This is a genomic window from Marinobacter sp. GH_1, assembly GCF_048595985.1.
In the GTDB taxonomy this organism is placed as follows: domain Bacteria; phylum Pseudomonadota; class Gammaproteobacteria; order Pseudomonadales; family Oleiphilaceae; genus Marinobacter; species Marinobacter shengliensis.
This window is the reverse complement of record NZ_CP184460.1, coordinates 217,769-233,050: the sequence shown is the minus strand read 5'-3', so window position 1 is coordinate 233,050 and position 15,282 is coordinate 217,769. Positions and strand designations below refer to the sequence as shown.

General features: G+C 56.1%; 11 protein-coding genes. 8 read left to right on the top strand and 3 right to left on the bottom strand.

Annotated features, from left to right (window positions below):
- The first annotated feature begins 7 nt into the window (after nucleotides 1-7).
- From ACNSOI_RS01020 to ACNSOI_RS01005, 4 genes are read left to right on the top strand one after another with little or no spacing between them, the layout of a single operon-like run.
- Nucleotides 8-682, top strand: coding sequence for a GTP-binding protein (locus tag ACNSOI_RS01020; RefSeq protein WP_420194921.1), 675 nt, complete (start codon nucleotides 8-10; stop codon nucleotides 680-682).
- Nucleotides 675-1,823: a sensor histidine kinase gene (locus ACNSOI_RS01015; RefSeq protein WP_420194920.1), complete on the top strand. Its 1,149-nt coding sequence runs from the start codon at nucleotides 675-677 to the stop codon at nucleotides 1,821-1,823. The genes ACNSOI_RS01020 and ACNSOI_RS01015 overlap by 8 nt, the downstream gene beginning before the upstream one ends.
- Before the next feature lie 9 nt (nucleotides 1,824-1,832).
- Nucleotides 1,833-4,079: an ATPase, T2SS/T4P/T4SS family gene (locus ACNSOI_RS01010; RefSeq protein WP_420194919.1), complete on the top strand. Its 2,247-nt coding sequence runs from the start codon at nucleotides 1,833-1,835 to the stop codon at nucleotides 4,077-4,079.
- On the top strand, nucleotides 4,072-4,626 hold the full coding sequence (locus ACNSOI_RS01005) for a hypothetical protein (RefSeq protein WP_420194918.1): 555 nt from the start codon (nucleotides 4,072-4,074) through the stop codon (nucleotides 4,624-4,626). Before ACNSOI_RS01010 ends, ACNSOI_RS01005 begins: the two co-directional genes overlap by 8 nt.
- 120 nt (nucleotides 4,627-4,746) lie before the next feature.
- Here the strand turns inward: ACNSOI_RS01005 and ACNSOI_RS01000 are convergent, their stop codons facing one another.
- Nucleotides 4,747-6,048 (bottom strand): IS1380 family transposase, encoded by a 1,302-nt coding sequence (locus tag ACNSOI_RS01000; protein WP_136629552.1) that lies wholly within the window; start codon nucleotides 6,046-6,048, stop codon nucleotides 4,747-4,749.
- A 74-nt stretch (nucleotides 6,049-6,122) separates the two neighbouring features.
- On the opposite strand from ACNSOI_RS01000, the gene ACNSOI_RS00995 reads away from it, so the two are divergent.
- From ACNSOI_RS00995 to ACNSOI_RS00980, 4 genes are all read left to right on the top strand, one after another.
- Nucleotides 6,123-9,245, top strand: coding sequence for a PAS domain S-box protein (locus ACNSOI_RS00995; RefSeq protein ID WP_420194917.1), 3,123 nt, complete (start codon nucleotides 6,123-6,125; stop codon nucleotides 9,243-9,245).
- 13 nt (nucleotides 9,246-9,258) lie between these two features.
- Nucleotides 9,259-9,729 (top strand): response regulator, encoded by a 471-nt coding sequence (locus ACNSOI_RS00990; RefSeq protein ID WP_420194916.1) that lies wholly within the window; start codon nucleotides 9,259-9,261, stop codon nucleotides 9,727-9,729.
- A complete protein-coding gene (locus ACNSOI_RS00985) occupies nucleotides 9,722-12,577 on the top strand; it encodes an EAL domain-containing protein (RefSeq protein ID WP_420194915.1) in 2,856 nt (951 codons plus the stop codon). Before ACNSOI_RS00990 ends, ACNSOI_RS00985 begins: the two co-directional genes overlap by 8 nt.
- Before the next feature lie 77 nt (nucleotides 12,578-12,654).
- Complete coding sequence (locus tag ACNSOI_RS00980; RefSeq protein WP_420194914.1) at nucleotides 12,655-13,779, top strand: HD-GYP domain-containing protein; 1,125 nt, start codon at nucleotides 12,655-12,657, stop codon at nucleotides 13,777-13,779.
- A 21-nt stretch (nucleotides 13,780-13,800) separates the two neighbouring features.
- Here the strand turns inward: ACNSOI_RS00980 and fghA are convergent, their stop codons facing one another.
- The gene (gene fghA / locus ACNSOI_RS00975) at nucleotides 13,801-14,646 is read right to left on the bottom strand and encodes an S-formylglutathione hydrolase (RefSeq protein ID WP_152437058.1); all 846 of its coding nucleotides are present in this window, start codon (nucleotides 14,644-14,646) and stop codon (nucleotides 13,801-13,803) included.
- Nucleotides 14,647-14,675: 29 nt separating this feature from the next.
- Nucleotides 14,676-15,107: a CBS domain-containing protein gene (locus ACNSOI_RS00970; RefSeq protein ID WP_061331240.1), complete on the bottom strand. Its 432-nt coding sequence runs from the start codon at nucleotides 15,105-15,107 to the stop codon at nucleotides 14,676-14,678.
- Nucleotides 15,108-15,282: the final 175 nt, after the last annotated feature.

Below are 15,282 nucleotides of genomic sequence, written 5' to 3'. Positions count from 1 at the left end.
AGGACCCATGCCTGATTTCAGCCCGGACGACAACAAACTTGCCCTCAAGGTAGTGTTCTATGGCCCTGCGCTCAGTGGCAAGACCACCAACCTGATGCAGTTGCACAGCCTGCTCAACCCGGAGCGCAAAGGCGAGCTGATGGTGCTGGAAACCCGTGACGACCGTACCCTGTTTTTCGACATGCTGCCCATCGGCCTGCGCGGCGGCTCCGGCCTGGATCTGCGATTGAAACTCTACACCGTGCCCGGCCAGGTGCAGCATGACAGCACCCGCAAGGCTGTGCTGTCGCGGGCAGACGGCGTGGTGTTTGTGGCTGACTCCCAGCCATCCCAGCAAGACAACAATGCCATTGCCTTCGGCAACCTTGAAGAGAATCTTGAGAAAGTGGGGCTGGATATCGACACCCTGCCCATGGTGGTGCAATTCAACAAGCGGGATATTCCTGGCGTAGTGCCGGAGCAGGAGCTGCAGGAGCGCTGGTCGGATACGCCCTGGTCACCGCTGGTGATGGCCTCCGCCCTGCGCGGTGACGGCGTGATTGAAAGCTTCCAGATTCTGCTCGACCGGCTGTACACACAGATTGACGACGAATTCCATCTCGCCGCTGATCACGGCATCAGCCGCCGCAACTTTGTTGAACGGCTGAGCCGCAGCAGTGGACAGGGGGCGCCCTGTGCGTAATTTTGAAGACGACCCAGCCCTGGCGGACCTGCTGAGCCGCGATCAGTTGGCGCGGCTGAACCAGAGCCTGTCGGCCCTGTGCTCGGCCCCGGTTGAACTCAGCGAACAGAAACCGGGAACAGACGCCACGCCTGTGGAATTCAATCTCGAGACGGTGGGCTGGCTCAGTGGCGCCGGGAGCGCCGAGGAACGCCAGGCGGCCTCAGGCATGGTGGCCTTCCTGATGATGTTCATCGCCAAGTACCGGCTGGCTGCCAATCTGCATCACGACGCCACCGAAGCCAGCTATGCCGAGCTGCAACGCCAAAACGAGGCCCTGAAGGAATCCGAAGCCCGCTACCGGGAGCTATCCGATCAGCTCCAGGAGAAGGTCGATCAGCAGGTCAAAGTCATCAACAAAACCCAACACGAACTTTATGAAAGCGCCCGCCTGCGCTCCGTTGGCCAGCTGGCAGCCGGGGTCGCCCACGAAATCAACAACCCTATTGGCTTCATCAGCAGCAACTTGCGGGTAGCCCGGGATTACGTCAAAGAGCTGGGCGAAGCACTGTCTGAGACCAGCGCGAATGAGGAGCTGCTGGCGGATTTTAACGATCTGCTGGCGGAATCCATCGACGGCACCAACCGTATCGCCAGCATTGTGTCTGACCTGAAAACCTTCTCCAGCATCGACCAGGCCGATTACACTCGGTGCAGCATCAATCAGTTACTGACCAGCGCCATTCATCTGGTACAAACCGAATACCAACACCAACTGGATATTGTTGAACGCCTGAACGAAGTGCCAGAGATATCCGGCCATCCTTCCAGGCTATCGCAAACGTTTTTCAATCTGCTGGACAACGCTGCCCAGGCGATTCGCGATGCTGAGCCGGAGAAAGCTCAGGGCAGGATTCTGGTGAAAACCCAGGTGCAGGCCAATGAAGTGCAGATCATTATTCAGGACAACGGCTGCGGCATTCCCGAAGACCAACGAGCAAAGGTCTTTGATGCCTTTTTTACCAGCAGGCCGATTGGTTCTGGTACCGGGCTGGGGCTGACGGTGGCCCGGGATACCGCCCGCGCCCACGGCGGCCAGTTGCAGCTGGACACACGCGAAGGTACCGGAACCCGGGTATTGCTAACACTACCGATCAATTAGGGACGCCGGATGGCAAAACGTTACGCATCACTGTTCTACGGCAAAGACACCGATGCCGGCCAGGCCACCAAACCTGAGCCGAAAAAGGTGCCTTATCGCCTGCTGTTGGTGGACGACGAGCCGAACATCCTTGCCTCGTTGCGCCGGGTATTCCAGCGCGAGAACTACGAGCTGCTGTTCGCAAATAATGGCCAGGAAGCGCTGGCAATCATGGAAAAGCAGCCCGTAGAACTGATCATGACCGACTTCATGATGCCCGGCATGAACGGTAGTGAACTGTTGCGGGAAGTGCGGGAGCGTTGGCCCCAGACCATTCGTATCATGCTCACCGGCCACGCCAATACAGACGCTGTTATGGGCTCCATCCGCGACGGCGCCGTGTACCGGTTCATTCTGAAACCCTGGAACGATGACGATATTCGCCTGACGATTGCCCTGGCACTGGAGCAGTACGAACTCCTCCAACGAACCCGGGCCCTCGAGCAACAAACCGAAAAGCAAAGCAAAGACCTGGAAACCATCAGCAAGCTGACTGCCACCAATCGCAGCCAGCTGGCGATCCTGTTACACAAAAAAGGCTGGTTGAACGCCCAGCAAATACAGCAGCTGCACCGGGAGATGCAAAGCAAGAAAAGCCCGGTCATCCGCACGCTACTGAAACACGATTGGGTAGACTTCAAAAAGGTCTTCGAGCTGCTGCGGGACGACATGCTGTTCGAGGAAGTGGACCTGCGGGAGTTCCAGCCAGACCCCAGCCTGATGTCTTTGATCCCCCAGAAAATCTGCACCCGCCAGCTGGTGCTGCCTTTGCGGGCCCAAGGCCAGCGTTTGCGCCTGGCGATGGTGGACCCGATGGATGTGAACCTGATTGACGAACTGGGGTTCATGACCGGCTACACCATCCATCCCCTGTTGTGCGAAACCGGTCAGATGCAGGCAAAACTCGCGGAGATTTTCGGCGAAAGCCACGATCTGGATGACATCGCCACCAAGATTGGCACCGATGACCCTTACGAGGGCATCGAAATCGTGCTGGATGACGAAGCCGACCAGGAATCCCTGGAACAGTTGTTGGGCAGCTCCGAAGAGCCTCCTGCCATCCGCCTGGTCAACGCCATCATCCTGGAAGCCCTGCGCCTTGGAGCCAGCGACATTCACGTACACCCGCGCACCAAATCCCTGGTGGTGCGTTACCGCATCGACGGTGTGTTGCAGGACAAGATCCACATTCCCACCAACCTGCTGATGTCGGTGGTGTCACGCATCAAGGTGATGGCAGAGCTGGATATCACCGAGCGCCGCCGTCCCCAGGATGGCCGGATTACCGTCAAAACGCCCATGCGCATTGTCGACCTGCGTATTTCCACCCTGCCCACCATCAATGGCGAGAAAGTGGTGATGCGGGTACTGGAAAGACAATCCTCGGCGCAGTCGCTCTCAGACCTCGGCCTGTCAGATCACAACCTGAACCGTTTGATGCACGTGGTGGCCAAGCCCCAGGGCATCATCCTGGCCACCGGGCCCACCGGCAGCGGCAAAACCACCACCCTGTACGCCCTGTTGCAGCACAACGCCAGCCCGGAGCGAAACTACGTCACCATTGAAGACCCGGTGGAGTTCCACGTCGACATGGCGGGCCAGGTGCCAGTTAAAGACCGCATCGGCCTGGATTTCGCCAGCGTTTTGCGCGCTATTCTGCGGCAAGACCCGGACGTCATCCTGCTGGGAGAAATACGAGACGAGGAAACCGCCGATGTGGCCTTCCACGCCGCCATGACCGGCCATTTGGTGTACTCCACCCTGCATACCAGTTCCGCCTCCGCCACTGTGGCCCGGTTACTGGATCTGGGCCTGAAGCCCTATGTGGTGGCTTCGGCACTGGAAGCCATCATCGCGCAACGCCTGGTGCGGCGAATCTGCAATCATTGCAAGGAAGAGACCGAGGCGCCCGTCGACATACTTAAACAGCTCGGGCCGCAGTTCATGGATGCTGACATGGTGTTCTATCGTGGCCGGGGCTGCGAGAAATGCCATAAAGGTTACAAGGGTCGGGTAGCCATTCACGAAGTGCTGACCGTGGATGAACACTTGCGCGCCGCTATCACTGAAGGCGCCAGCGCCATGCAGATTGAAACCCTGGCCCGGGAGCAGGGCATGAAAGTACTGCTGGATGACGGCCTGGAAAAACTGCGGGGTGGGCTGACTACCCCGGAAGAAATCCTGCGGCTCCTGGGCCCCCAGGTGCTCAATGGTTGAGTCTCGCAACGTCACGGTGTTTTGGCTCTGTGCCACACTGGCCCTGTCAATCACCCTAGGTGCGGTCGGCGTAACCATCGTTTACGACGCCATGACCGCCGGCGACACACCAGGCCGCCTGAGTCTGAGACCGGGTGGGGGCATTTTGGCGATTACCCTCGGTATAGGCTTTGCTGCGATTGTTCTACAGAAACGGTGGCTGGCAACGATTTTTGCGGCAACAGTGCTGATTTGCGCTCTGACCTTCTCCGCGCTCAAAGCACTGCCAGACGAAAACATCATCCGTATCCTCGCCATCAACCCTGTGCTTTTGCTAGTAACAACCTTAATAGCCCTGAGCGTTCTCACCACAGTGTGGACCTACCAGATCAGTGCGTTGAGTATTGTCGCAGCCGGCGTTTGCCTTATTTCAGGCATATTGTCACTGCTCTCACACTGGCATCCAGTGTTCGAGAGTTTCCACTTGGGCAGCGTCGCCGAATCAAACATTGTGGTTAGCCCATTAGCCCGGATTTCTCATAGTTACCCAGCAAGTCTCGCAGACTGAGCGGGTTACCGCCATGGCCGCTCAGATGCGGTCATGAACGCCTAATAATTGATCAGTTTCTATTGCTTGGACGCACTGCCCCCTTTCCCCCATTGCATCGGGCCGGGGGAGCCCGGGCATCTACCCCGGAACCAGGCGGCGTACCAGATCCGTGAGTTCGTCTTTGTAGGGGTAGCTATCACTCATCAGCACCCGGATTCGGCGGGTATTGCGGATGATGACCGCGCCAACCTTGATCAGCTTCAGCCGCAGGTTGTTGGCGCTCATCCGCTCGAACGGCGTCTTTTTCAGGTGCGCTCGTAACCGCTCGAACAAGGTGTAAGCGAAGCCGGACAGGATCAGCCGCCATTGATTGGTCCACCACTGAACGCTCGACGTTCGATCCGCGAACAGATACAGCTGCTGATCCTTGATCCGGTTTTCCATATCGCCTCGGGCGCAGTACTGTTCGTAATAGAGCTTAAAACCGTCGTCATAGCGGGAGCTGATGACAAAGCGAGGATTGGAGCCAAGCTCGCCTTCTTCCAGGCGGGCCACCACCCAGCGAGGGAACTTCCAGGAATGCGCCTGGTACCGGAACCGATAAGTGGCGGAGACTTTTTCACCGACTTTCTGGTGCGTGTCACGGACCAGTTGTGATGGCGCCTCCACGTCTTTAATCAACCGGCTGTTTTTGCTGATGCCGACCAGGTAATCCACATTATTCCGGTCGCACCAGCTCAATAGACGAGGCCGATAGAAGCCACTGTCACCCCGGAACACGATGCGTGTATCGGGCCAATATTGCCGGATAAACTTCACCAGCAGAGCCAGAATGGCCCAGCTGTGTCGGCTGTCACTGCGGTTGCTGGTGCGCAGGTAGCTCACCAGCAGGTGACGGCCGCAGAACACGTACAGCGGAAAGTAACAGTGGTGGTCGTAATAAGCGTTAAAGAACTTGCCGGGCTGGTCGCCATGAACGGGGATATCGGTACCGTCAAAATCCAGCACGATTTCCTTCGGCGGTGTCTCGTGCTGTTCGATAAAATGCTGCCATAGCAATTCGTGGGCCTTGACCACCGAGTGTCTGTCTACTTGCTGTTCCATCCGGCACAGCGTGGATTTACCGGCTAAATCGCTCTCTTTACCAACCGCGGTTTGCAGGGCCTGATCAAAACGCAGCGCCTCATGATCGTTCAGGTCTTCGTATCCTGCCGCCACGCCGAAGACTCGTTGCCGAGTCATGGTTTCCAGCTTGTGCCGCACCAGCATTGGATTCCGTGAATCGTTAAGCACCGAGGCCAGACGCTGAGTCAGGCGGTGTTGTTTGTCGACTTCCCGAAGCAGGAGCAACCCGGCATCGGAGGTGATATGACCACCGGAGAAATCGGCTTCAATTTTACGGCGAACGAGTGGCGAGAAGGTCAGTTTTTCAGGTACCATTTTGGAAGCGGCTGTTGGTGCTTTGGTGATGGTGTAAGGTCCTGAAACTATAGCACTTTCAGCCGCTTCTTTTTATGCCGCATGAGAAATTCGGGTTAGTGATGTTGGTCGGTGCCACACTGCCGTTTATGTCCAGCGTTTTTCATCGTCAAATTGACGTTGCCTACCGGGGGCTTCTCGTCGTCGGTGCCATTGGGATCCTGCTTACCACGGCCAGCTGGCATTTTCTCAGACTGCAACATAGTCAGAACCTGCTCGAACGCGCCAATATTCTGGCCGCTCAGCTGGAAGCCTCCAGCACCAGTACTTACACCATCAATCTGGCGCTGATCCGCCGGCTGGCCGAGCGCTGGGACTTCCTGGGCGACCCACCACCGCAAGCCTTCCATGAGCATGAGGTTGAGAGCTACCTTCGGGATTTTCCAGAAATAAGGCTGCTGACGATCCTCGACCCCAGCCGGCGCTTGGTCATGACACAATCCCGGGACCTGGAATACAGGCTCTGGATCAATGATTTTATGCGCCTGCCCGGAACCTCTGAGTGGCTGGACCACGTCAACGAATCCAGGCAGCCGCATCTAAGCCGCCCCATGAAGTCCGAAAGCGGACGCCCCCTATCCGCTATCGCAGCGCCGATCAATCTACTACCGGGTTTGGACTGGACCGTTCTAGCCGTGGTCGATCTAGAGCACGTTTATCAGGCCCTGACCCAACATCTTGGGGAAGGGCTGACAGTAAGAGTTACCGCTGACGGCCTTACCCTGTTCAATCAGAATCCGAACCTGCAGCGGGAACGACGCATCGACCTGGTTTCCCGGACCATCAAGGCACATCACGATACCCAATGGACGATCCATATCAGTATGCCGGCAGGCACTTTGTCGCCCGACGCTCGGTATCTGCCACCATTAGTGCTTTTTGGCGGCATCGGGCTGAGTTTTCTGGTCATGCTGAGCCACCTCTTCTGGCGCGAATCCGAACGCCGTTCGGAATCGCTGGAAATGCTCAACAATACTCTGAACTACCATCTGGAACAGGAACGATCTCTGCGTTTTGCCAATGAACGCATTCTGGAATTCTCCAGGGATATCCTTTGCTCCATCAGCGTTGAAGGCCGTTTCCTTAGCATAAGCCCCGCCTGTCAGGAAATTCTCGGTTACAGGCCGGACGAGCTTCAGGGTAAACACTACGACCTCTTGCTCGTGCAGGAAGACCGGGCGGCCACCGAGCATGAGGTACAGCTACTGATATCCGGTGATCGGGACCGCGCCTCCGGTTTCCGGACAAGGCTGCGCCATCGCGATGGCCGCACAGTCACCATTTCCTGGACCGCCGAATGGTCCAGAGCAGACAAAGCCCTGTTCTGTGTTGGTCGCGACATCACCGACGAGTTGATGGCTGAGACCCTGACCAGAGAACGAGACCAGTTTTTCTCCCTATCGCCAGATATGTTCTGCATTGTCGATCTCAACAGCTATTTCTTCGAGATGAACCAGACCTTCCTGGAAACACTGGGTTACTCGAGAGAGGAGTTACTGGGCACCTCATATCTGAAGCTGGTGAATGCCGAAGACAAAGTATCGGTAAGCCATGCAGTACAGTCACTCACCGAGGGCCACGAGGTCTCTGAGCTGCATATCCGGGTACAGGACAAACAAGGCGACTTACATTGGCTGAATATAAACGCCACCCTCAGTGCTGACGACCTTATCTATGTGGTGGCCCGGGATACCACAGAGCAGCGACGCATCGAACAGAAACTCAGGGAGAACGAAGCCCTTCTGAAAATGGCCGAGCGAGTGGCCATGATTGGTGGCTGGATGGTTGATTTGAGTACCGGTAAGTCCACTTGGTCGGATGTCGTTTGCGCGATACATGAACTACCACCGGGCCAGGCCCCCGATGTTGAGGATGCTATTCAGTTTTACATCCCAGAGCACCGGAAGCGTATCACCAACGCAGTCCAAACCTGCATTCAAGATGGTATACCCTTTGATGAAGAACTTCAGATCATCACAGCAAAAGGACGACAACGTTGGGTAAGAGCCATTGGCCATGCAGTCAAGGATGGTAATGGAGATATCGCCAAGTTGCAGGGCGCGTTTCAGGATATAACAGCGTCCCGGCAAGCCATGGAACAGATCCGACGATTTGCCGAGCGCCAGGCCGCTATCTTCGAGAGCATTACCGATGCGTTTTTCACGGTAGATCGGGAATGGCGTTTCACCTACGTGAACCGACGTTCCGAGGAACTGCTACATAAATCTCGTGACGAATTACTGGGACACAACATTTGGGAGATCTTCCCAGCCGCTGTTGGTACCGAATTCGATGAGAACTATCGCTACGCCATGGAAACCGGGGAGTCTGTATCGTTTGAGGGCTATTACGAACCCCTGGATAACTGGCTTGAGATCAGCGCATACCCATCTGATGAAGGCCTGGCCGTTTACTATCGAAGTATCAGGGAACGCAAGGAAGCCCAGTGGAAACTAGAAGCGACAATGGCCGAACTCGAGCGCAGCAACCGTGAGCTTCAGGATTTTGCCTTCGTGGCTTCCCACGATCTGCAAGAGCCGTTGCGCAAGATACAGGCGTTTTCTGACCGGCTAATCAGCCGGTCCGACAAGCTGGATGAGCAGGAAATAGACTACCTCAAGCGCATGCAGTCAGCCGCCGGCCGAATGCAGAACCTGATCGACGACCTGCTCAGTTATTCTCGGGTGACAACCCGGGCCAAGCCGATGGTTTCCTGCGATACCGAGACTATCCTGAGGGAAGTCATGCAGGATATGGAGACCAGTATCAGCCGGGAGCAGGCCATTATCACCACCGGACGTTTGCCAGACACTTATGGCGATGCCACCCAGCTGCGTCAGGTGCTACAGAACCTCTTGAGCAATGCCATCAAGTTCCACGAACCAGAACGGCCACCGGAAATCTCTGTTACCGCAGAGGATATCACTGATACCAACTGGACACTGGTGATGCGCGATAACGGCATCGGCTTCGAGGAACGCTACGCGGAGAAACTCTTTCACCCATTCCAGCGTCTACACCAAAAGGACGGCTACACGGGCACCGGCATTGGTATGGCGATAGTGAAGAAGATCCTGGATCGCCATGGTGCAACGGTGGCGGTCAACAGCAAACCCGGCAAGGGCACGTCTTTCCGGATACGGTTCAAACGGGGTTAACGAGGCAAAGCCGATGAATGACGATACATATAGCCCCCTGATCATGATCGCCGATGACGATCCGGACGACCAATTGATGATCCGCGAAGCCTTCGGGGAGCGTTGCAAGCAATGTAAGCTGTGCTTTGTCTCCAACGGAGTCGAGCTTATGGCAGCATTGAAAGGTGAATGCTCGGGCATACTGGCCGACAGCGGCTCCCTGCCGGACCTTATCTTGCTGGATCTGAATATGCCTCTGAAAGACGGCAGGCAGGCGCTTGTTGAGATACGTTCAACACCGGAACTTAGTCGGCTGCCTACCGTGATACTCACGACCTCTCGGAACGATGAGGACATCGGTTTCTGCCGGGCCCAGGGCGCCAACGATTATATCGTCAAGCCAACCCGGTATACCGAGCTACTGAACATTGTCGATTCCCTGACATATTACTGGGACCAAAACCACCGGGAAATGACCATACCAGATAGCAATGATTATGACTGACCCGATTTTGCGCGTCCTGTTGATTGAGGACGATGAAGACGATTACCTGATAACCCGGGATATGCTGGAAGAGGTCAGCCCGGTCAGCACCCGTCTGATCTGGCGTGACTGCTTGAGTGATGGTCTGGCCAGCCTGCATGAAAATGGCGTGGATGTAGCGCTTGTTGACCTACGGCTGGGGCCTGATTCCGGCCTCGACCTGATCCAACAAGCCAAAGAGGAGGGTATCACCACACCGTTCATCCTGCTGACCGGCCAAGGGGACAATGAACTGGATGCCCGTGCTGTAGAGATGGGAGCCGCAGATTATCTGGTGAAAGGCCAACTCGATGGCCACACGCTGCTGCGCAGTATCCGCTATGCCATAGACCGGGCTGCCGCCACCGAGAACCTGGCCAGCAGTGAAGCGCAATACCGGCTGCTGTTTGAAAACAACCCAAGCCCCATGTGCTTGGCGGAACCGGAAACCGGCCGCATTAAAGCCATGAACGGCGCTGCTCGCAAATTGTATGGACTTGCCCCGCAAGGTTTCCTGAGGCTTTCATTGGATGACCTGAAAGCACCAAACCAAGCTAACCTTCCTGATGGCGACAGTGTCACCCTACAACCCGAAGCTGCCCTAGAACATCATCTCACCCGGGACGGCCGCTCGCTGACGGTTGAAGTAACCCACGAGTTAATCACGATAAATCAGGCACAGCTGGCGCTTTATATCCTTAACGACAGAACCAGCCAGATTGAGAATGAGCAAAGGCTCAAACTGCTGAAACGCTGTATCGAATCCAGCTCTAACGGCATTGTAGTAGCGGATGCGCTGGCCGAGGATATGCCCCTGGTCTACGTAAACCCTACCTTTGAGCGAATCACCGGTTATGGCGCCGAAGAGGTGCTTGGCAGAAACTGCCGGCTGTTGCAGGGCGACGATTTTGACTTGAGTAACGAACAGGCTCTCGACCAGATTCGTAAGGGGCTCGCCAGAGGCGACGATATCTCGGTCGTGCTGCGTAACTACAAAAAAGACGGCAGTCCGTTCTGGAATGACCTTTACCTATCGCCCATCCGTGACGATCAGAACTCGATCACCCACTATGTCGGCGTCCTGAATGATATTTCCGAACGGAAATCCATTGAGAATCAGCTGGCCTACAATTCCAGCCATGATGTGCTGACACAGCTACCCAACCGCGCTCTGCTGGAAGACCGGCTAACCCAGGCCTGCCAATTTGCCCGACGGTACAACCGCCACGTAGGCCTGCTTTTTATTGATCTGGACGGATTCAAACTGATTAACGATTCACTTGGCCATCGCACCGGCGACCAGATTCTAATCGAGGTAGCTCATCGGCTCAGAGGGCTCGTGCGCTCCGGCGATACGGTGGCTCGGGTCAGTGGCGATGAGTTCGTCATAGCACTTTCCGATCTCGCACAGGATAACGATGCACAAGTGGTGGTGGAGCAGGTCATGAAAGCCCTGGCGATGCCTTACCGAGTGGGCAACGAAACCTTGCATCTAACCGCCAGTATCGGCATGACGGCCACCGATGGCAGTATCCAGGAGCCCGCCGAGCTGGTCCAGCAAGCAGACCTTGCCATGTATCAGGCGAAACAACTTGGCCGCAACACCTGGCAATGGTTTGAGGAGGAGATGAATACTCAGGCGAACCTACGGGTAAAGCTGCGCAATCAGCTTCAGGACGCCATCGACAATGAGTCTCTGACATTATTCTATCAACCGGTCATCGACTCCCGCACAGGCCAGACAAAGTCTGTTGAGGCGTTGGTACGCTGGGAACATCCGGAACAGGGATTGGTATCGCCGGGTGACTTCGTGCCGATGGCGGAGGAAACCGGTCAGATCATTGCCCTTGGGCGCTGGGTGCTGCACCAGGCCTGCCGGGATATGGTCCGCATTCACGCATCCGGCTTCAAAGATTGCACCGTTGCCGTCAATGTCTCGCCGATACAGATTCGGAAATTTGGCTTCGTCGAGGTTGTCCAGCAGGCACTTCAGGCATCTGGTCTGCCCCCCGCCTCCCTGGAACTGGAGGTGGTAGAGTCCACCGTTCTGTACGACACAGATATGGTGGTTCGTACTCTGAATGAACTCCGGGCACTGGGCGTACGTATCGCGATAGACGATTTCGGAACTGGCTTTTCAAGCCTCACATACATCAAGCTCATGCCGGCCAACAAGATAAAGATTGACCGCACGTTTATCAAAGATGTTATCCAGAATCGCAGTGACGCCGCCATTACCCAGGGGGTGATTTCGATGGCCCACCATCTATCGCTTGAGGTAGTGGCCGAGGGTGTGGAAACCGAGGCGCACGCCGCTTTCTTGCGCAGGAACAACTGTGACCTGTTGCAGGGATATGCCTTTGCGCGACCAATGCCTTTCACCGAACTCATCGACTTCATGAATCAGCAAGGCGGCCACCCGAATCTCTCAACCCAAAATGACGAGAACGGCCAGAAGACTCTCCTGTTACTGGACGACGAGGCCAATATCATCAAAGCGTTATCCCGCACCTTGCGAAGAGACGGGTACCGTATATTATCGACTACATCGGTCAGTGAGGCATTCAACTTGCTGGCTGAAAATGCTGTTCAGGTAATCATTTCTGACCAGCGAATGCCGGAAATTTCTGGCACGGAGTTTCTCAGCCGGGTGAAAGCCATCCACCCGAATACCGTGCGTATTGTGTTGTCTGGATACACGGACCTGAAATCCGTCACCGATGCGATTAATCAGGGCGCGATCTACAAATTCCTGACCAAACCCTGGGATGATGACCAGATTCGCGAGCATATCCGGCAGGCGTTTCACTATCATGCTGCCATGCAGTGAGATTGGGCATATGGTGGCATTGACGACAGTTTCAGGGTTAGACTTTTGAGCCAAAGCGGTATTCAGGAAACAGCATTTTGTCTGATTTAATACGCATCGCCCCTGGGGCATTGACCATTGGCCGTCCATTACCCTGGGATGTTTTCGACGCCGACGGTAACGTGTTGCTGCGTCAGGGCTATGTTATCCAGACCAATACTCAGCTGGAGCAATTGTTTGAGCGGGGCCGGTTCAAGCCCCGGAAAATCGAACGGAAAAAGGAAAAAATTCAGGAGGATCAACGGCAGCGTAACCCCTTCGCCGACTACGCTGACCTGCTGGCCACCCTGGAAGCAACCCTCAACGCCATCACCAGCGAAGATCCGTCTGCCCAGAAACGTTTGCTGGGGCTGGCGCGAATGTTGGAGCGGACCTGTCAGGAAGCCCCGGAAGCCAGCCTGGCCCTGGTGCATCTGTACTCCATCGGCCCCACCATTCACGAACAGATTCTGTTCTACGGCATTCTGTGCCACTTCACGGCCAGGGCGTTTGGGCTTGATGAAAAACGTACCAGTGTGCTGACCGCCGCGGCCCTGACCGCCAACCTGGCACTGGTGCCGGTGGCCGACCAGTTAAATGCTTCCACCCGCGTGCTCACCGACGACCAGCGGGCGGTTATCCGCAAACACCCGCACCGCAGTATCCAGGCACTGACCTCCGCCGGCATTACCAATAATCTGTTGCTGAAAATCATCGCCCAGCACCACGAGCAGGCCGATGGCTCCGGCTATCCAGAGGGACTAAGTGGCACTGATATTCTGCCAGAAGCCGAAATTCTGGCTCTGTCAGAACGTTACGTGGCCATGATCACCAAACGAGCCTACCGCAACCGGATGACCATCACCGCTGCCCGCAAACTGATCGCCACCCTCGGCGACGGCAAGGTCCGCCCGGCCATTCCACGGTCACTGTTGCAAGTACTCGGCGAATACCCGCCTGGCATGCTGGTGCGGCTCGACAATAACGAAGTCGGTGTGGTGACCGGCCGCGCCGTCCGGGCCAGGGGACCGTTTGTCAAAGCTATTTTCGGGCCCCGGGGCAACCGCTACAGCGGCACGTTTGAGCGAGACACCAGCGTCCCCGAATACAACATCCAGGGCGCCGAAGAGCCGGAAGAAATGCCCTCCATGGATTTCAGCCTGCTCTGGGGCTTTCGCAACTGAAACCCGCGGAGCACGGCGAACTCATGCCAAACTCAATGCCCTGGCATGATGATTCAGGTGGTCGTCAATGAACGAGGCAATAAAGAAATAGCTGTGGTCGTACCCACGGTGCATTCGCAGGTTGATGTGGTGATGGAACTTCTCGCAGACATCCGCCAACGTTTCCGGGTTCAGCTGGGTTTCCAGAAACTCATCGGCCGTACCCTGGTCCACCAGTAGCGGCAGCCGCTCTTTTGCGGTCGGGATCAGGCAGGTAGCATCCCATTCTTCCCAGCGGCTTTGGTCTTCCCCAAGATAACCCTTTAGGGCTTTCTGCCCCCAGGCGCACGCCATCGGGTTGGCAATTGGCGCGAACGCCGATACCGATTTGTAATACCCCGGATTCTTCAGGGCACAAATCAAGGCTCCGTGGCCGCCCATGGAATGGCCGCTGACTGACCGTTCACTGCTGAGCGGCAACTCATTCTCGACCAGTTGGGGCAGTTCCTTCACCACGTAATCGTGCATGCGGTAGTGGGGTGCCCAGGGCTGTTCTGTGGCATTCACATAAAAGCCCGCGCCACTGCCAAAATCATAACTGTCGTGCTCGCCAGGCAGGTCCAGGCCCCGGGGGCTGGTATCCGGGCACACAATCGCCAGGCCCAGCCTGGCGGCCAGTTTCTGCGCACCGGCTTTCTGCATGAAATTCTGGTCGGTGCAGGTCAGCCCGGACAACCAGTACAGCACTGGCGCTGGTTTGCCTTTCTCGCCCAGAGCCGACGGCGGCAGAAACACCGCAAACTCCATGTCGCACTGGAGCGTGCCGGAAAAGTGGCGATAGCGGCGGTGCTCGCCGTCAAAGCAAACGTTGGTGGCTAAGAGTTCCATAGCATTCCTGGCGATTGTGGGTGGAGAAGTCAGTCCTCAACGTTGGCAAAACGCTGTTTTTCGATGGTATTACCGGATTTCGCCAACTGGGACAGAATAGCTGTACGGGTGACAATTCCCACCAGTTTGCCATGATCAACCACCGGGTACACTTTCGGCTTGCCGGCCCCCAGATTCTGCGCCAGATCGATCACCGACATCTCTGGCGACACCGTCAGTGGTTTATGGAACATCACATCGTCCACAATGGGCTCGCCCTCGCTGTGATAGTTGCTCACCAGCAGCGAGTGAATGCAGTCCTGCTCCGACACAAAGCCCAGAACCTGGCGCTTTTCATCCACCACTGGCAAACCGGTGACATGGTTATCCAGTAACGCTTTAACAACCTTGGTCAGCGGTGTGCCGCAACGGATAGGCTCAATGTGATTCCACATGACTTCCGAGATTTTCAGTGAGCGCATAGGCAGCCCCTTTTCGGTTTTATTTAAGGCGCCGAAACTGGCACCGCAGTTACTCTAAACATAGGCAATGCTGGGCAAAATGGACAACTCTCAGGAGCAAAACGGTTTACACCACAAAATAGTCGACTAAACTCAACAGGTTATGCCCCTCAGGGCTCTAAAAATATGACCCATC

Excerpts from the sequence above, each read along its gene's own strand:
- ACNSOI_RS01020 (WP_420194921.1), top strand. The coding sequence starts at position 8 with ATGCCTGATTTCAGCCCGGACGACAACAAACTTGCCCTCAAGGTAGTG.
- ACNSOI_RS01010 (WP_420194919.1), top strand. The coding sequence starts at position 1,833 with ATGGCAAAACGTTACGCATCACTGTTCTACGGCAAAGACACCGATGCC.
- ACNSOI_RS01005 (WP_420194918.1), top strand. The coding sequence starts at position 4,072 with ATGGTTGAGTCTCGCAACGTCACGGTGTTTTGGCTCTGTGCCACACTG.
- ACNSOI_RS01000 (WP_136629552.1), bottom strand. The coding sequence starts at position 6,048 with ATGGTACCTGAAAAACTGACCTTCTCGCCACTCGTTCGCCGTAAAATT.
- ACNSOI_RS00995 (WP_420194917.1), top strand. The coding sequence starts at position 6,123 with ATGCCGCATGAGAAATTCGGGTTAGTGATGTTGGTCGGTGCCACACTG.
- ACNSOI_RS00990 (WP_420194916.1), top strand. The coding sequence starts at position 9,259 with ATGAATGACGATACATATAGCCCCCTGATCATGATCGCCGATGACGAT.
- ACNSOI_RS00985 (WP_420194915.1), top strand. The coding sequence starts at position 9,722 with ATGACTGACCCGATTTTGCGCGTCCTGTTGATTGAGGACGATGAAGAC.
- fghA (WP_152437058.1), bottom strand. The coding sequence starts at position 14,646 with ATGGAACTCTTAGCCACCAACGTTTGCTTTGACGGCGAGCACCGCCGC.
- ACNSOI_RS00970 (WP_061331240.1), bottom strand. The coding sequence starts at position 15,107 with ATGCGCTCACTGAAAATCTCGGAAGTCATGTGGAATCACATTGAGCCT.